Origin of the sequence: Polynucleobacter sp. HIN9, assembly GCF_030297635.1 — a bacterium.
Lineage (GTDB): Bacteria > Pseudomonadota > Gammaproteobacteria > Burkholderiales > Burkholderiaceae > Polynucleobacter.
In genome coordinates, this window is the sequence record NZ_AP028140.1 from 23,208 (window position 1) to 38,299 (window position 15,092).

The following is a 15,092-nucleotide window of genomic DNA, read 5'->3' on the forward strand; positions in this document are numbered from 1 at the left end:
AAGAGCAAAACTTAAGGCTAGGAGAAGTATCTTGGGTAGGGGTTGGAGTGGTTGACGTGGTCATAACGGAATCTGATAAATCTTCTCGAAACCATTATTTTACCTTGTTTCCCCATTGTTAGAGGGGGTAAGCAGAACCCGAACGGAGTTCGCGGTTTTATTGCCATCAAAATCGAGCCAGGCTTTCTCATTAAAGTCGTAGAGTTTGCAGGCTTTGGCGGTATCAAAATACCACTTCCAAGAAAACGGCTGAACAATAATTCTCTCTGGTAGAAGGGTTTCCAGGCGATTTTGGGCGGCCGGAAGGTTATACAGGGGAACGCTCATATCAACGTGATGCGCCGTATGTTCCATGATGTGATGCATCAGGGCTCCCCAATAGAAACCAAAGGTCAAGTGAACCGTGGTCGATACAAAAGGCTGTGCCCTTAACCACTCTGATTTATTGTCGTACCAACAAACTGCTGGGTGGGTATGGTGGACATAGACTACAAACCCAATCATCCCGTTCCAGAATAAATAAGGAAGGACAAAGCCGCATAACAATGCGACCAGAACAGATTGCCCCGTGTTGATGGCAAAAAAGCTCAAAAGCCCAATCCAGATCAGGGCAAATGCGCTCACCAGAAGGTTATCTTTTAGAAAAATAGAACGGTCCGCAGGGCGGTATTTTTTATTGGGGAAGAACATTTTGTTCCACCAAATTTCAATCAAATAGTAGGCGATGGGCCCCCAACCACTCCGATAGTGCCGCTCTAGAAATTGACGCCATTTGGGAAGGGCGTCATATTCTGATTTTGAAAGGGGCGCCCAAACGAAATCAAAGCCTTTGAGATTGGTTTGTCCATGATGAACTACGTTGTGCCCGATATCCCAAAGGCTGTACGGGGTAAGGGATGGTAAGAAGGCAATCCGACCAAGCACTTTGTTTAAGGTTCGATGAGGGGTAAAGCTCTGGTGACAGGCATCATGGCCCAAGATAAAGATTCGTCCAGTCACAAAACCGGCGATCACACCAAATAGAATTTTGATCAGAATGTTCTCAAAGTAAACCGTAGCGGCAATACTAAGAACCCACAAGAACGAATCTAGGATCAAAAGAGAAATGGCCCGAACCGTGTTTCCCTCGGTCATTGGGCTCAACCATGAGCGAATAACCTTGCGGTGAGGAAGGGGAAGATCTGGGCTTAGGGGTGCCGGATTAACCAATACTTGATTGGATTGGAGGGCGCTATTTAGCTCTGACACAGTGACTTTCTTAAGATCCTTGAATCATAGTGGTTTTTTGGGATTTCGGTATTACAGAATGATGAAAGTGGCGCGCCCGGCAGGAATCGAACCTGCGACCCTTGGCTTCGGAGGCCAATACTCTATCCACTGAGCTACGGGCGCAATCAAAATAATTCAGTATGTATTGTAAGTGCCTGAAACCAGGTTGCTCTCGGTATAATTCAATGCATTCTTAATTAACCACCCTTTTTTCGAGCCATTATGAGTGAAGAGCACGGTAATTTAATCAAAAATACAAAGCAATTAAGTATTGCGGTAATTGCTAGTTTTTTTGTACCCCTAATCATCATTTTCCTGTTGATTGTTTATGTCAGCAGTGGGAAAAATAAAGAAAATGTGGCCTCAGAGAAGAGTACGGAGACCTTGATCAAGCCAGTTGGTAAATTGAATTTCAAAGATGCAAGCGCTCCTCGCGAAGTTCAAACGGGTGAGGCAGTTTACAAAGCAGTGTGCGCTTCTTGCCATAATTCGGGCGCTGCTGGCGCTCCCAAGTATGGCGATCCATCTACCTGGGGTGGCAGAATCGCCAAGGGCTATGATGCGCTCTATGCATCGGTTATGAAGGGCAAGGGCGCGATGCCCGCTCGTGGCGGCGCAAGTCCTGCAGATGTGAGCGATTATGAAATTGCTCGATCGGTTGTTTATCTAGCGAATTCAGCGGGTGGAAAATTTGCTGAGCCCAAGGCCCCCGCTCCTACGCCAGCAGCAGAGCCAGCGAAGTAATTACTCGCCCCCCTTCTTCACTGCAAGGGCAAGTTCGTAGGCCTCATTTTTTTGTAGGCCATACATCGACTGCAAAACTGCTGAGAGATCTTTGCTGCTCAATTGCTTGCTAAGCAATTGAGCTAAGCGTAAAGGCGCATTGCTTTCAATGACGATTTTGCGATCCCTGCCCTCAAGAACAAAGACAAATTCCCCCTTTAGGTGATTAGGGTTGTCTAGCCAGGCCGAGATTTCGTTGGGCCGTAATAAAAAAAGACTCTCAAATTTTTTACTAAGCTCCCGCCCAATGATTAATCGTCGATCATTACTCAGAAGCTCACTCAATCGAGTTAAGGTCTTGGTTAGGCGATGGGGGCTTTCGTAAAACACAGTTGGAATCGGGCTCTCAATCATTAAACGAAGTGTCTCTTCCACCTCATTTTTTGAGCTAGGCAAAAAACCAAGAAACTGAAATTGCCCATGGGCTGCTTGTAGTACACCCCCGGCAATCGAAAGAACTGCTGTCAGTGCGCTTGCTCCTGGAATGGGAATGGTTCGATAACCGTTCTTTTGAACTTCGGCGACCAAACGAGCCCCAGGATCCGAGACTCCCGGGGTGCCAGCGTCTGATAGATAGGCCCAACGCTCTCCCGCTTTAAGACGATCTATTAGTTTTTTTGATGCCTCAAGTTCGTTGTGCTCATGAATGGCCATCATTGGTTTGCTAATTCCATAATGCTTGAGAAGCAATAGGCTATGACGTTTGTCTTCACAGGCAATGCCGTCGACAAGGTTCAGCACATGTAACGCCCTTAGTGTGATATCCCCTAGATTTCCGATCGGGGTTGCTACGACATACAAACTGGCGATTGGAAAGTCTTGCTTTTGCAATGCATCGAGTGATGGTATTTCCAGCATGAAGAACCCCTTTAGAATTAATTATCCCTGCAAATGTATTGAAATGAAACCATATGGAGCAGCATTTGGGGATGGCAAAACAGAGCATAATATTGTGATGAAAACAAAACCAATCGATGAGCTAAAAGCCAGAGCACAACAGCATTTTGTTGATAGTATTGCGACAAAGCAGTTAGGGGCCAAGGCCCTGCCTTCAGAAATTGCGCGCGCCATTCTTTTGATCACGCAATCGATTGAAGCGGGCGGAAAAATAATGGCCTGCGGAAATGGTGGATCTGCGGCAGACGCACAACATTTTGCAGCCGAACTAATGGGTCGCTTTGAACGTGAGCGCCGCGAGCTTGCTGCGCTTGCACTCACAACCGACTCATCCATATTGACAGCCATCGGAAATGATTACAGCTATGAGGAAGTATTTAGCAAGCAGGTGCGCGGCATCGGGCGCCCGGGCGATGTATTGATTGCTATATCAACATCTGGGAACTCAAAGAATGTCGTCAAAGCGATTGAAGCAGCGAAAAAGATTGGCATTCATATTGTTGCGATGACAGGTAATGGCGGGGGAAAGATTGCTGTGCTACTCAGCGGAGAAGATGTTCATTTATGTGTTCCAGCGACCCGTACTGCACGCATCCAAGAAACTCATCTACTTTTATTGCACTGCCTTTGCGATGGCGTTGATCACGTTTTGTTTAACGAGGATTGAAATGATGCGACTCATCAAAATAGTTTGTACCGCCTTAATTGCCCTGCAACTATCTGCTTGCGGCGTGTTAGTGGTTGGCGGCATGGTCGGTGGCGTAACAATACTGGCTGATCGCAGAACGCCCGCAGTTCAGGCAATTGATTTGGGAATTGAGATTGAGGCCAATAGTCAGCTCTCCAGAAAGTTCGGGGACTCTGCGCACATTGTCGTTGTTTCTTTTAACCAAAAAGTTCTCCTAATCGGCGAGGCGAAAGACGAGACCATCAAAGCTCAGGCAGGTAACGATGTGAAGGCGATGAAGAACGTTCGCTCTTTATTTAATGAAATTGTGATCGGGCCCAATAGCTCATTGGGTCAACGGGCAAGCGATGCTTATTTAGCCTCAAACATTAAAACCCAACTTATTTTTAGCCCTGATGTTCCCTCAAATTCTATGAACATTTCGGTTGAGAGTGGCAGGGTTTACCTAATGGGCATATTGACTCAGCAAGAAGCTGACAAAGCCAAGCAAATTGTCAGCAAGGTAAGCGGCGTGAAGCAGGTATTTGCCTTCTTTGACATTATTTCGGAGGCTGAGAAGCAGCGCCTTGAGCAAGAAGGCAAGGCAAGAACCTCGCAACCAGATACGAATCCTGCCCCAAACTAAATTCGGATGCTTTTTGATCCCAATTAATTAGTATTTACCCTAATATCTAGAGCTAGCGCCTTATATGAGTTTAAAGAATTGGCCTAGGGGGCTTTCTAAGCCATTGATTTTATTGTAGCCCAAATTGATGGGGCTAATTTGGGGGTCCGGCGGCATAAAAATATTTGTAAGAAGGTGTTGACATCCTTCTAAGGGTATGTCATAGTTATGGACTTCGCTGAATTCCCATGAATTGTCTCTGGGGACAGCCTTCTTTAAAAATTAGTCAACCGATAATTGTGGGTACTGAGTAGAGGCATCCAGTCCTTCGGGACAGATGTAAATAAACAGTACTCATAGACAGTAAAAATGATTTGGTTTTTTACCAAGTCAATTTCTTAAATGAGTGCGACGAACCGCAAGGTTCACAGGAATTGAACTGAAGAGTTTGATCCTGGCTCAGATTGAACGCTGGCGGCATGCCTTACACATGCAAGTCGAACGGCAGCACGGGTGCTTGCACCTGGTGGCGAGTGGCGAACGGGTGAGTAATACATCGGAACGTACCTTATCGTGGGGGATAACGCAGCGAAAGTTGCGCTAATACCGCATACGCCCTGAGGGGGAAAGCGGGGGACCGTAAGGCCTCGCGCGATTAGAGCGGCCGATGTCTGATTAGCTTGTTGGTGAGGTAAAAGCTCACCAAGGCGATGATCAGTAGCTGGTCTGAGAGGACGATCAGCCACACTGGGACTGAGACACGGCCCAGACTCCTACGGGAGGCAGCAGTGGGGAATTTTGGACAATGGGGGCAACCCTGATCCAGCAATGCCGCGTGAGTGAAGAAGGCCTTCGGGTTGTAAAGCTCTTTTGTCAGGGAAGAAACAGCAGCTCTAACACAGTTTGCGAATGACGGTACCTGAAGAATAAGCACCGGCTAACTACGTGCCAGCAGCCGCGGTAATACGTAGGGTGCGAGCGTTAATCGGAATTACTGGGCGTAAAGCGTGCGCAGGCGGTTATACAAGACAGGCGTGAAATCCCCGGGCTTAACCTGGGAATGGCGTCTGTGACTGTATAGCTAGAGTGTGTCAGAGGGGGGTGGAATTCCACGTGTAGCAGTGAAATGCGTAGATATGTGGAGGAACACCAATGGCGAAGGCAGCCCCCTGGGATAACACTGACGCTCATGCACGAAAGCGTGGGGAGCAAACAGGATTAGATACCCTGGTAGTCCACGCCCTAAACGATGCTGACTAGTTGTTGGGAATTTACATTCTCAGTAACGTAGCTAACGCGTGAAGTCAGCCGCCTGGGGAGTACGGTCGCAAGATTAAAACTCAAAGGAATTGACGGGGACCCGCACAAGCGGTGGATGATGTGGATTAATTCGATGCAACGCGAAAAACCTTACCTACCCTTGACATGTCACTAACGAAGTAGAGATACATTAGGTGCCCGTAAGGGAAAGTGAACACAGGTGCTGCATGGCTGTCGTCAGCTCGTGTCGTGAGATGTTGGGTTAAGTCCCGCAACGAGCGCAACCCTTGTCTTTAGTTGCTACGCAAGAGCACTCTAAAGAGACTGCCGGTGACAAACCGGAGGAAGGTGGGGATGACGTCAAGTCCTCATGGCCCTTATGGGTAGGGCTTCACACGTCATACAATGGTGCGTACAGAGGGTTGCCAACCCGCGAGGGGGAGCTAATCTCTTAAAACGCATCGTAGTCCGGATCGTAGTCTGCAACTCGACTACGTGAAGCTGGAATCGCTAGTAATCGCGGATCAGCATGTCGCGGTGAATACGTTCCCGGGTCTTGTACACACCGCCCGTCACACCATGGGAGTGGGTTTTGCCAGAAGCAGTTAGCCTAACCGCAAGGAGGGCGATTGCCACGGCAGGGTTCATGACTGGGGTGAAGTCGTAACAAGGTAGCCGTATCGGAAGGTGCGGCTGGATCACCTCCTTTCTAGAGAATGATGCTAAAACTTTAGTACCCACACTTATCGGTTGACGAAAAACGCCACGGGTCTGTAGCTCAGCTGGTTAGAGCACCGTCTTGATAAGGCGGGGGTCGTAGGTTCAAGTCCTACCAGACCCACCATCAAGCGGCGGTACAGACTGCGGTCGATGGGGGATTAGCTCAGCTGGGAGAGCACCTGCTTTGCAAGCAGGGGGTCGTCGGTTCGATCCCGTCATCCTCCACCATCATTAAATGTCAAAACAAAGCATTGATGCAGTGTTTTGTTTTGCCATTTATGGCTGTTCTTTAACAATTTGAGTAAGCAATGCGTTTGATGCATCTTTGAGAGTGCATCAAACAACAAGTAGTATGGGTAGTGATTGAATCATCAGTAATACAAATGAGTTTTATCAAGTTTGGATTACGGCAAACATGTCAGAAGTAAAACCTGTAACAGGTATCAGTAATGGTGCTCGTTATAGGATCAAGTGAATAAGTGCATGTGATGGATGCCTTGGCGATTACAGGCGATGAAGGACGTTGTAGCCTGCGATAAGCTTCGGGGAGCTGGCAAACAAGCTTTGATCCGAAGATTTCCGAATGGGGAAACCCGCCGCTTTTGCGGCACCCACATCTGAATACATAGGGTGTGTGGAGCGAACCTCGTGAACTGAAACATCTAAGTAGCGAGAGGAAAAGACATCAACCGAGATTCCCAAAGTAGTGGCGAGCGAAATGGGAGCAGCCTTCTAGTGATAACACAACATTTAGCAGAACGGAATGGAAAGTCCGGCAATAAAGGGTGATAGCCCCGTATGCGAAAGGTGATGTGTGGTACTAGGCTAGAGACAAGTAGGGCGGGACACGTGAAATCCTGTCTGAATATGGGGGGACCATCCTCCAAGGCTAAATACTCGTAATCGACCGATAGTGAACAAGTACCGTGAGGGAAAGGCGAAAAGAACCCCGGGAGGGGAGTGAAATAGATCCTGAAATCGCATGCATACAAACAGTAGGAGCCCCGCAAGGGGTGACTGCGTACCTTTTGTATAATGGGTCAGCGACTTACATTCAGTAGCAAGCTTAACCGCATAGGGAAGGCGTAGCGAAAGCGAGTCCGAATAGGGCGTTAGTTGCTGGGTGTAGACCCGAAACCAGTTGATCTATCCATGGCCAGGTTGAAGGTGCGGTAACACGTACTGGAGGACCGAACCCACTAACGTTGAAAAGTTAGGGGATGAGCTGTGGATAGGGGTGAAAGGCTAAACAAAACTGGAAATAGCTGGTTCTCTCCGAAAACTATTTAGGTAGTGCCTCGTGTATCACCAAAGGGGGTAGAGCACTGTAATGGTTGTGGGGTCCATTGCGGATTACCGCGCCATAGCAAACTCCGAATACCTTTGAGTGTCAGCACGGGAGACAGACATCGGGTGCTAACGTCCGGTGTCAAGAGGGAAACAACCCAGATCGCCAGCTAAGGTCCCTAAAATTGGCTAAGTGGGAAACGAAGTGGGAAGGCTAAAACAGTCAGGAGGTTGGCTTAGAAGCAGCCACCCTTTAAAGAAAGCGTAATAGCTCACTGATCGAGTCGTCCCGCGCGGAAGATGTAACGGGGCTAAGCCAGTTACCGAAGCTGCGAATCACGTAAGTGATGGTAGGAGAGCGTTCTGTAAGCCTGCGAAGGTGTGTTGTAAAGCATGCTGGAGGTATCAGAAGTGCGAATGCTGACATGAGTAGCGATAAAGGGGGTGAAAAGCCCCCTCGCCGTAAGCCCAAGGTTTCCTACGCAACGTTCATCGGCGTAGGGTGAGTCGGCCCCTAAGGCGAGGCAGAGATGCGTAGCTGATGGGAACAAGGTTAATATTCCTTGACCGTCGTTAGATGCGATGGGGGGACGGATCGCGGAGAGTTGTCCGGGTGTTGGATGTCCCGGTTCCTGCATTGGAGATGGCTATTAGGTAAATCCGGTAGCGTAAATCAAGGGTGTGGGACGAGTGAGCTTGCTCACGAAGCAATTGGAAGTGGTTCCAAGAAAAGCCTCTAAGCTTCAGTCTAACGAGACCGTACCGCAAACCGACACAGGTGGGCGAGATGAGTATTCTAAGGCGCTTGAGAGAACTCAGGAGAAGGAACTCGGCAAATTGGTACCGTAACTTCGGGATAAGGTACGCCCAAGTAGCTTGACTGTGAACAACAGAAGGGCAAAAGGGTTGCAATAAAATGGTGGCTGCGACTGTTTAATAAAAACACAGCACTCTGCAAACACGAAAGTGGACGTATAGGGTGTGACGCCTGCCCGGTGCTGGAAGATTAAATGATGGGGTGCAAGCTCTTGATTGAAGTCCCAGTAAACGGCGGCCGTAACTATAACGGTCCTAAGGTAGCGAAATTCCTTGTCGGGTAAGTTCCGACCTGCACGAATGGCGTAACGATGGCCACACTGTCTCCTCCTGAGACTCAGCGAAGTTGAAATGTTTGTGATGATGCAATCTACCCGCGGCTAGACGGAAAGACCCCATGAACCTTTACTGTAGCTTTGCATTGGACTTTGAATCGGTCTGTGTAGGATAGGTGGGAGGCTTTGAAACCAGGATGCTAGTTCTGGTGGAGCCAACCTTGAAATACCACCCTGATTTATTTGAGGTTCTAACCTTGGCCCGTTATCCGGGTCGGGAACAGTGCATGGTAGGCAGTTTGACTGGGGCGGTCTCCTCCCAAAGTGTAACGGAGGAGTACGAAGGTACGCTTGGCACGGTCGGACATCGTGCCTAAAGTGCAATGGCAAAAGCGTGCTTAACTGCGAGACCGACAAGTCGAGCAGGTGCGAAAGCAGGTCATAGTGATCCGGTGGTTCTGTATGGAAGGGCCATCGCTCAACGGATAAAAGGTACTCTGGGGATAACAGGCTGATACCGCCCAAGAGTTCATATCGACGGCGGTGTTTGGCACCTCGATGTCGGCTCATCTCATCCTGGGGCTGTAGCCGGTCCCAAGGGTATGGCTGTTCGCCATTTAAAGAGGTACGTGAGCTGGGTTTAAAACGTCGTGAGACAGTTTGGTCCCTATCTGCCGTGGGCGTTGGAGATTTGACGGGGGCTGCTCCTAGTACGAGAGGACCGGAGTGGACGTACCGCTGGTGTACCTGTTGTTTCGCCAGAAGCATCGCAGGGTAGCTATGTACGGAAGAGATAACCGCTGAAAGCATCTAAGCGGGAAACTTGCCTGAAGATAAGATCTCCCGGAGGTTTAACCTCCATAAAGGGTCGTTGAAGACCACAACGTTGATAGGTCAGGTGTGGAAGCGCAGTAATGCGTTAAGCTAACTGATACTAATTGCCCGTTAGGCTTGATCCTATAACCAGCACCATTGTGCTGAAGTTTGCGTGATTCAAGTCACTATCGATATTAAGTAATACATTGCTTGCTCAAATTGGGTTGTTTCTTTTGAAACAGCCTATCCTCTACGCCCGGTGACCATAGCGAGTTGGAACCACCCCTTCCCATCCCGAACAGGACCGTGAAACGACTCAACGCCGATGATAGTGCGGATTACCCGTGTGAAAGTAGGTAATTGCCGGGCACCAATGTGTGACGCCCAGACCCCTACGGTCTGGGCGTTTTCACTTGTGGAAGAAGGACTTGCAGATTGACAGCAGTGACCGAACAAGAGAAAATGTACGGTTCTCGGAGAGATGCCCGAGCGGCTAAAGGGGGCAGACTGTAAATCTGTTGGCTTACGCCTACGTTGGTTCGAATCCAACTCTCTCCACCAGATGAATTGGTAGTAAAAGAAGTAAGAGCGGAATAAGTGAAGTATGAGTGGATGTAATTAAGCAGTATTTACTGCGGGTGTAGCTCAATGGTAGAGCTGAAGCCTTCCAAGCTTATGACGAGGGTTCGATTCCCTTCACCCGCTCCAGCTTTTGTAGTTCATGTGCAGTATTGACGCAGTGTGATGTAAGAGCGCTGCCCATGTGGCTCAGTGGTAGAGCACTCCCTTGGTAAGGGAGAGGTCGGCAGTTCGATCCTGCCCATGGGCACCAGTTTTTGTGGTTAATTTTTTAGTGTGACTCAATTTGATTTAAGTAGATTACAAGGCACCCAAAATGGCAAAAGAAAAATTTGAACGGACTAAACCCCATGTGAACGTTGGCACCATTGGTCACGTCGACCACGGTAAGACCACGCTAACCGCGGCAATCACCACCGTGCTCTCCAAGCTCTTTGGTGGCGAAGCAAAAGCCTACGATCAGATCGATGCGGCCCCTGAAGAGAAGGCCCGTGGTATTACGATTAATACCGCCCACGTCGAGTACGAGACCAAGAACCGTCACTACGCGCACGTCGATTGCCCAGGTCACGCCGACTATGTGAAGAACATGATTACTGGTGCTGCCCAGATGGACGGCGCTATTTTGGTGGTCTCGGCAGCCGATGGCCCCATGCCCCAAACCCGTGAGCACATCCTCTTGGCCCGCCAAGTAGGCGTGCCTTACATCATCGTGTTTATGAACAAATGCGATATGGTCGACGACGCTGAACTCTTAGAGCTCGTGGAGATGGAAGTGCGTGAGCTGCTCTCCAAGTATGAGTTCCCAGGCGACGATACCCCCATTGTCAAGGGCTCTGCCAAGCTCGCCTTAGAAGGCGACAAGGGTGAGTTGGGCGAAGGCGCCATCATGAAGCTTGCTGAAGCTTTAGATAGCTATATCCCCAATCCTGAGCGTGCGATTGATGGCGCATTCTTGATGCCAGTCGAAGACGTGTTCTCGATCTCTGGTCGTGGCACGGTGGTGACCGGTCGTGTTGAGCGCGGCATTATTAAAGTCGGTGAAGAGATTGAGATCGTCGGTATTAAGCCCACCCTCAAAACCACCTGCACTGGCGTAGAGATGTTCCGTAAACTGCTCGATCAAGGTCAAGCAGGTGATAACGTCGGTATCCTCTTGCGCGGCACCAAGCGCGAGGAAGTCGAGCGTGGCCAAGTATTAGCTAAGCCCGGCTCGATTACCCCCCACACCCACTTTACTGCTGAGGTTTATGTGTTGTCCAAAGATGAGGGCGGTCGTCACACCCCCTTCTTTAACAACTACCGCCCTCAGTTTTACTTCCGTACCACCGATGTCACCGGCTCAATTGAGTTGCCTAAGGACAAAGAGATGGTGATGCCTGGCGATAACGTCACCATCACCGTAAAGCTTATTGCCCCCATCGCGATGGAAGAGGGCTTGCGCTTTGCAATCCGTGAAGGCGGTCGTACCGTCGGTGCGGGTGTGGTTGCGAAGATTTTGGCTTAAGAAGGAATTAGGGGCGTAGCTCAATTGGCAGAGCGTTGGTCTCCAAAACCAAAGGTTGGGGGTTCGATGCCCTCCGCCCCTGCCAGCATTTTTTTGTAAGTGGATTTGTAAATGTCACAACAAACGATAGATAGCTCGGAGCAGAAATCAGGTTGGGTCAGCCTTGTAGCGGTTGCTATTGTGATCGCTGCGCTGGTTCTTTATTACACCCTGATTGACCAAGGCTATTGGGTTCGTCTTGCTGCGTTATTGGGCGGAATTGCTCTCGCGGTTATTTTGATGGCATTTTCAGCCGATGGTAAGCGTTTTATAGCTTATAGCAAAGACTCTTGGCTAGAGGTAAAAAAAGTAGTTTGGCCGACCCGCCAAGAATCAACTCGCATGACTCTCGTTGTATTCGGCTTTGTTCTAATCATGGCGCTTTTTTTATGGTTAATTGATAAATTGGTCGAATGGCTCGTGTTCTCAATCTTTTTAGGCTGGAAGTGAGGCAATATGGTTGATACTGATATGGTTTCCAACCCTCAGGCAACTGGCAATATGCGCTGGTATGTAATCCACGCCTATTCTGGTATGGAAAAGAGTGTAAAGAAGGGGCTCGAAGAGCGCATTGCGCGCTCCGGAATGGCTGAAAAGTTTGGCCGTATATTGGTTCCATCCGAGGAAGTGGTAGAAGTTAAATCAGGCCAAAAGGCTGTTTCTGAGCGTCGTTTTTTCCCCGGTTATGTATTAATTGAGATGGAAATGACCGATGAAACCTGGCATTTAGTCAAAAATACGCCCAAGGTTACCGGTTTCGTGGGCGGTGTTCGCAATCGCCCATCCCCAATTTCGACTGCAGAAGTCAGCAAAATCATGGATCAAATGCAGGCCGGGGTAGATAAGCCTAAGCCTAAGACCCTATTTGAGGTGGGTGAGATGGTTCGTGTCAAAGAAGGCCCATTTACCGATTTCAATGGAAATGTGGAAGAAGTGAACTATGAGAAGTCAAAACTCCGCGTTTCTGTTACAATTTTTGGTCGTGGTACTCCCGTTGAGCTTGAATTCGGCCAAGTGGAGAAGATGTAATTTGTAGAAGTATCAAGTAGTTAGCGAGGAGCGGATCCAGAACACGCCAATTCTGGTGAAGCGTTTACTCAACAGCGGTTAACACAATTGGTTAGCGCGCTTTTTTGGAGCAAGTATGGCAAAGAAAATTATTGGCTTTATCAAGTTGCAGATTCCTGCTGGTAAAGCAAATCCATCCCCACCCGTTGGTCCCGCTCTGGGTCAGCGCGGCCTCAATATCATGGAGTTCTGTAAGGCGTTTAATGCTCAAACTCAGAGCATGGAGCCCGGCTTACCAATTCCAGTTGTAATTACTGCTTTTGCGGACAAGAGCTTCTCATTTGTGATGAAGACTCCCCCCGCAACCATTTTGATTAAGAAGGCAGCGAAAATTGAGAAGGGTTCACCCCGGCCTCATACCGATAAGGTTGGCAAGATTACTCGTTCACAAGCAGAAGAGATTGCCAAGTTAAAAATGCCTGACTTAACAGCCGCTGATTTAGATGCTGCTGTTCGCACTGTGGCAGGCAGCGCCCGTTCGATGGGCATTACTGTGGAAGGAGTCTAAACATGCCTAAATTATCAAAGCGCGTGAAAGCGATTCAGTCCAAGGTTGATCGTAATAAATTTTATCCATTAGATGATGCTTTAGCATTGGTGAAAGAGTGTGCAACGGCAAAGTTTGATGAGTCAATCGATGTTGCTGTTCAGCTAGGCATTGATGCAAAGAAATCTGACCAGGTTGTTCGTGGCGCAGTTGTGCTGCCAGCGGGTACCGGTAAGCATGTGCGTGTTGCCGTATTTGCTCAAGGTGAAAAAGCCGAGCAAGCAAAAGCGGCTGGAGCCGAAATCGTAGGCATGGAAGATTTGGCAGAACAGATCAAGGGTGGCAACATCAACTTTGATGTGCTGATTGCATCCCCAGACACGATGAAGATTGTTGGTACCTTAGGACAGGTGTTAGGCCCACGTGGTTTGATGCCCAATCCAAAGGTGGGCACTGTGACCCCTGATGTGGTTACTGCCATTAAGAACGCCAAGGCTGGCCAGGTCCAGTTCCGAGTTGATAAAGCCGGAATTGTGCATGCTTCGATTGGCCGTCGTTCTTTTGAGCCAACCGCACTCAAGACCAATTTGCTAGCCTTGCTTGATGCCTTAAATAAGGCCAAGCCAAGCGCATCAAAGGGGATTTATTTAAGAAAGATCGCACTGAGCAGCACGATGGGTGCTGGTGTGCGTGTCGATCAAGCTTCACTGCAGGCCGCATAAGTCTGTAGTAAACAAACTTTGGGTCGAGTGCCTTGGCACTCGAACATCAAAGACCGTTGGTGAACAAAGTGTCGTTTACGAGTTCTTAATTGTTGCGAGAGCGATAACCAACCTAGATGGCGACCCTGTAAGGATATTTCGGGCACACCCCGTGATAGACAAATCAGACGCTGGTGTGTAACCCCGATTGGAAACAGTCGGAATGAGAAGGAGTTAAACCGTGCCTTTGAATGTAGAAGACAAAAAAGCGATTGTGGCTGATGTCGGCGCTCAATTGGCTGCGGCTCAAACAGTGGTGCTTGCCGAGTATCGCGGGATTCCCGTGGGCGAGTTAACCACCTTGCGTGCGAACGCACGATCCCAAGGTGTTTATCTTCGTGTATTGAAGAACACCTTGGCGCGTCGTGCTGCGCAGGGAACACCGTTTGAGCAACTTGGCGACTCAATGGTTGGACCTTTGATTTATGGAATCTCTGCAGATCCTGTTGCTCCGGCAAAGGTACTGCATCAGTTTTCCAAAGGCCAAGACCAGTTGGTCATCAAGGCAGGCTTTTATAACGGCAAAGTACTAGATGTAAACGGTGTTAAAGAACTAGCGACAATTCCGTCACGCGAAGAATTGCTCTCGAAGTTATTGGGAGTGATGAAGGCGCCTGTATCGGCAATGGCTCGTGTTCTTGGTGCTGTGGCAGAGCAAAAAGCAAGTGGAGCGCCGGCTGCGGCCGCTGCACCGGTTGCCGAAGCCACCGCAGAGCCAGCGCCTGAGGTCAGTGCTGCACCCGAGCAAGACAACCCAACTCCTGCTGCTTAATGCGCAGGATTAACCAATACAGTTTAGGAGCTAAAAATGGCAATTACTAAAGAAGAAATTATTGAAGCAGTTGGCAATATGTCCGTAATGGATTTGAATGACTTGGTCAAAGCATTCGAAGAGAAGTTTGGTGTTTCTGCAGCAGCAATGGCTGTAGCAGGACCTGCTGGCGGCGGCGGTGGTGCAGCTGCTGCTGAAGAAAAAACTGAGTTCACTGTAAATCTCCTCGAGGCTGGTGCCAACAAGGTTGGTGTCATTAAGGCGGTTCGTGAGATCACCGGCCTTGGCTTGAAAGAAGCCAAAGACTTGGTCGATGGTGCACCAAAACCAATTAAAGAAGGTGTTGATAAGAAAACAGCGGAAGAGGCTAAGAAAAAGCTCGAAGACGCTGGCGCAAAAGCCGAACTCAAGTAATTTTGAGATTGCCGGAGGGCTCACGGGCTCTCCGCGGTTTGATCCTCAGT

The 15,092-nt window shown here is 49.0% G+C and carries 12 protein-coding genes, 7 tRNA genes and 3 rRNA genes; 19 read left to right on the forward strand and 3 right to left on the reverse strand.

All coding sequences use genetic code 11. The features are described 5' to 3' along the window. Positions 1 to 99: 99 nt before the first annotated feature. Positions 100 to 1,134, reverse strand: coding sequence for a fatty acid desaturase (locus QUE62_RS00120; RefSeq protein WP_286227519.1), 1,035 nt, complete (start codon positions 1,132 to 1,134; stop codon positions 100 to 102). A gap of 182 nt (positions 1,135 to 1,316) precedes the next feature. Then, a tRNA-Arg gene (locus QUE62_RS00125) sits at positions 1,317 to 1,392 on the reverse strand. Positions 1,393 to 1,491: 99 nt separating this feature from the next. On the opposite strand from QUE62_RS00125, the gene QUE62_RS00130 reads away from it, so the two are divergent. Then, a complete protein-coding gene (locus QUE62_RS00130) occupies positions 1,492 to 2,013 on the forward strand; it encodes a c-type cytochrome (RefSeq protein ID WP_286225429.1) in 522 nt (173 codons plus the stop codon). Here the strand turns inward: QUE62_RS00130 and rsmI are convergent, their stop codons facing one another. After that, positions 2,014 to 2,910 (reverse strand): 16S rRNA (cytidine(1402)-2'-O)-methyltransferase, encoded by an 897-nt coding sequence (gene rsmI / locus QUE62_RS00135; RefSeq protein ID WP_286226828.1) that lies wholly within the window; start codon positions 2,908 to 2,910, stop codon positions 2,014 to 2,016. Between the two features lie 97 nt (positions 2,911 to 3,007). Here rsmI and QUE62_RS00140 point away from each other — a divergent pair, with 97 nt between their 5' ends. The 18 genes from QUE62_RS00140 (at position 3,008) to rplL (ending at position 15,042) form a co-directional block, all read left to right on the forward strand. Then, positions 3,008 to 3,616, forward strand: coding sequence for a phosphoheptose isomerase (locus QUE62_RS00140; protein WP_286226217.1), 609 nt, complete (start codon positions 3,008 to 3,010; stop codon positions 3,614 to 3,616). A gap of 1 nt (position 3,617) precedes the next feature. Next, positions 3,618 to 4,262, forward strand: coding sequence for a BON domain-containing protein (locus QUE62_RS00145; protein WP_286226830.1), 645 nt, complete (start codon positions 3,618 to 3,620; stop codon positions 4,260 to 4,262). A gap of 415 nt (positions 4,263 to 4,677) precedes the next feature. Further along, positions 4,678 to 6,210, forward strand: a 16S ribosomal RNA gene (locus QUE62_RS00150). A gap of 58 nt (positions 6,211 to 6,268) precedes the next feature. Continuing rightward, positions 6,269 to 6,345: transfer RNA gene (locus QUE62_RS00155), tRNA-Ile, on the forward strand. A gap of 28 nt (positions 6,346 to 6,373) precedes the next feature. Next, positions 6,374 to 6,449 (forward strand) — tRNA-Ala (locus tag QUE62_RS00160). 237 nt (positions 6,450 to 6,686) lie between these two features. Beyond that, positions 6,687 to 9,558 (forward strand): 23S ribosomal RNA (locus QUE62_RS00165). A gap of 112 nt (positions 9,559 to 9,670) precedes the next feature. Beyond that, positions 9,671 to 9,784 (forward strand): 5S ribosomal RNA (rrf, locus tag QUE62_RS00170). The 16S, 23S and 5S rRNA genes sit together here with 5 tRNA genes alongside, the layout of an rRNA operon. Before the next feature lie 106 nt (positions 9,785 to 9,890). After that, a tRNA-Tyr gene (locus QUE62_RS00175) sits at positions 9,891 to 9,976 on the forward strand. A 73-nt stretch (positions 9,977 to 10,049) separates the two neighbouring features. After that, positions 10,050 to 10,123: transfer RNA gene (locus QUE62_RS00180), tRNA-Gly, on the forward strand. Positions 10,124 to 10,172: 49 nt separating this feature from the next. Continuing rightward, positions 10,173 to 10,247, forward strand: a tRNA-Thr gene (locus QUE62_RS00185). A 63-nt stretch (positions 10,248 to 10,310) separates the two neighbouring features. Beyond that, on the forward strand, positions 10,311 to 11,501 hold the full coding sequence (gene tuf, locus QUE62_RS00190) for an elongation factor Tu (protein ID WP_286223765.1): 1,191 nt from the start codon (positions 10,311 to 10,313) through the stop codon (positions 11,499 to 11,501). A 9-nt stretch (positions 11,502 to 11,510) separates the two neighbouring features. Next, positions 11,511 to 11,586: transfer RNA gene (locus QUE62_RS00195), tRNA-Trp, on the forward strand. A 26-nt stretch (positions 11,587 to 11,612) separates the two neighbouring features. Continuing rightward, positions 11,613 to 11,990, forward strand: a complete 378-nt coding sequence (secE, locus tag QUE62_RS00200) for a preprotein translocase subunit SecE (protein WP_286223766.1) — start codon at positions 11,613 to 11,615, stop codon at positions 11,988 to 11,990. Positions 11,991 to 12,011: 21 nt separating this feature from the next. Continuing rightward, positions 12,012 to 12,569, forward strand: coding sequence for a transcription termination/antitermination protein NusG (nusG, locus tag QUE62_RS00205; protein WP_407675552.1), 558 nt, complete (start codon positions 12,012 to 12,014; stop codon positions 12,567 to 12,569). 115 nt (positions 12,570 to 12,684) lie between these two features. Next, on the forward strand, positions 12,685 to 13,116 hold the full coding sequence (gene rplK / locus QUE62_RS00210; RefSeq protein WP_286226832.1) for a 50S ribosomal protein L11: 432 nt from the start codon (positions 12,685 to 12,687) through the stop codon (positions 13,114 to 13,116). A 2-nt stretch (positions 13,117 to 13,118) separates the two neighbouring features. Next, positions 13,119 to 13,817: a 50S ribosomal protein L1 gene (rplA, locus tag QUE62_RS00215; protein ID WP_286223768.1), complete on the forward strand. Its 699-nt coding sequence runs from the start codon at positions 13,119 to 13,121 to the stop codon at positions 13,815 to 13,817. A gap of 220 nt (positions 13,818 to 14,037) precedes the next feature. Beyond that, complete coding sequence (gene rplJ, locus QUE62_RS00220) at positions 14,038 to 14,628, forward strand: 50S ribosomal protein L10 (RefSeq protein WP_286223769.1); 591 nt, start codon at positions 14,038 to 14,040, stop codon at positions 14,626 to 14,628. Positions 14,629 to 14,664: 36 nt separating this feature from the next. Continuing rightward, entirely contained in the window at positions 14,665 to 15,042 is a 378-nt protein-coding gene (gene rplL, locus QUE62_RS00225) for a 50S ribosomal protein L7/L12 (RefSeq protein ID WP_108507575.1), read from the forward strand. The last annotated feature ends 50 nt before the right edge of the window (positions 15,043 to 15,092 follow it).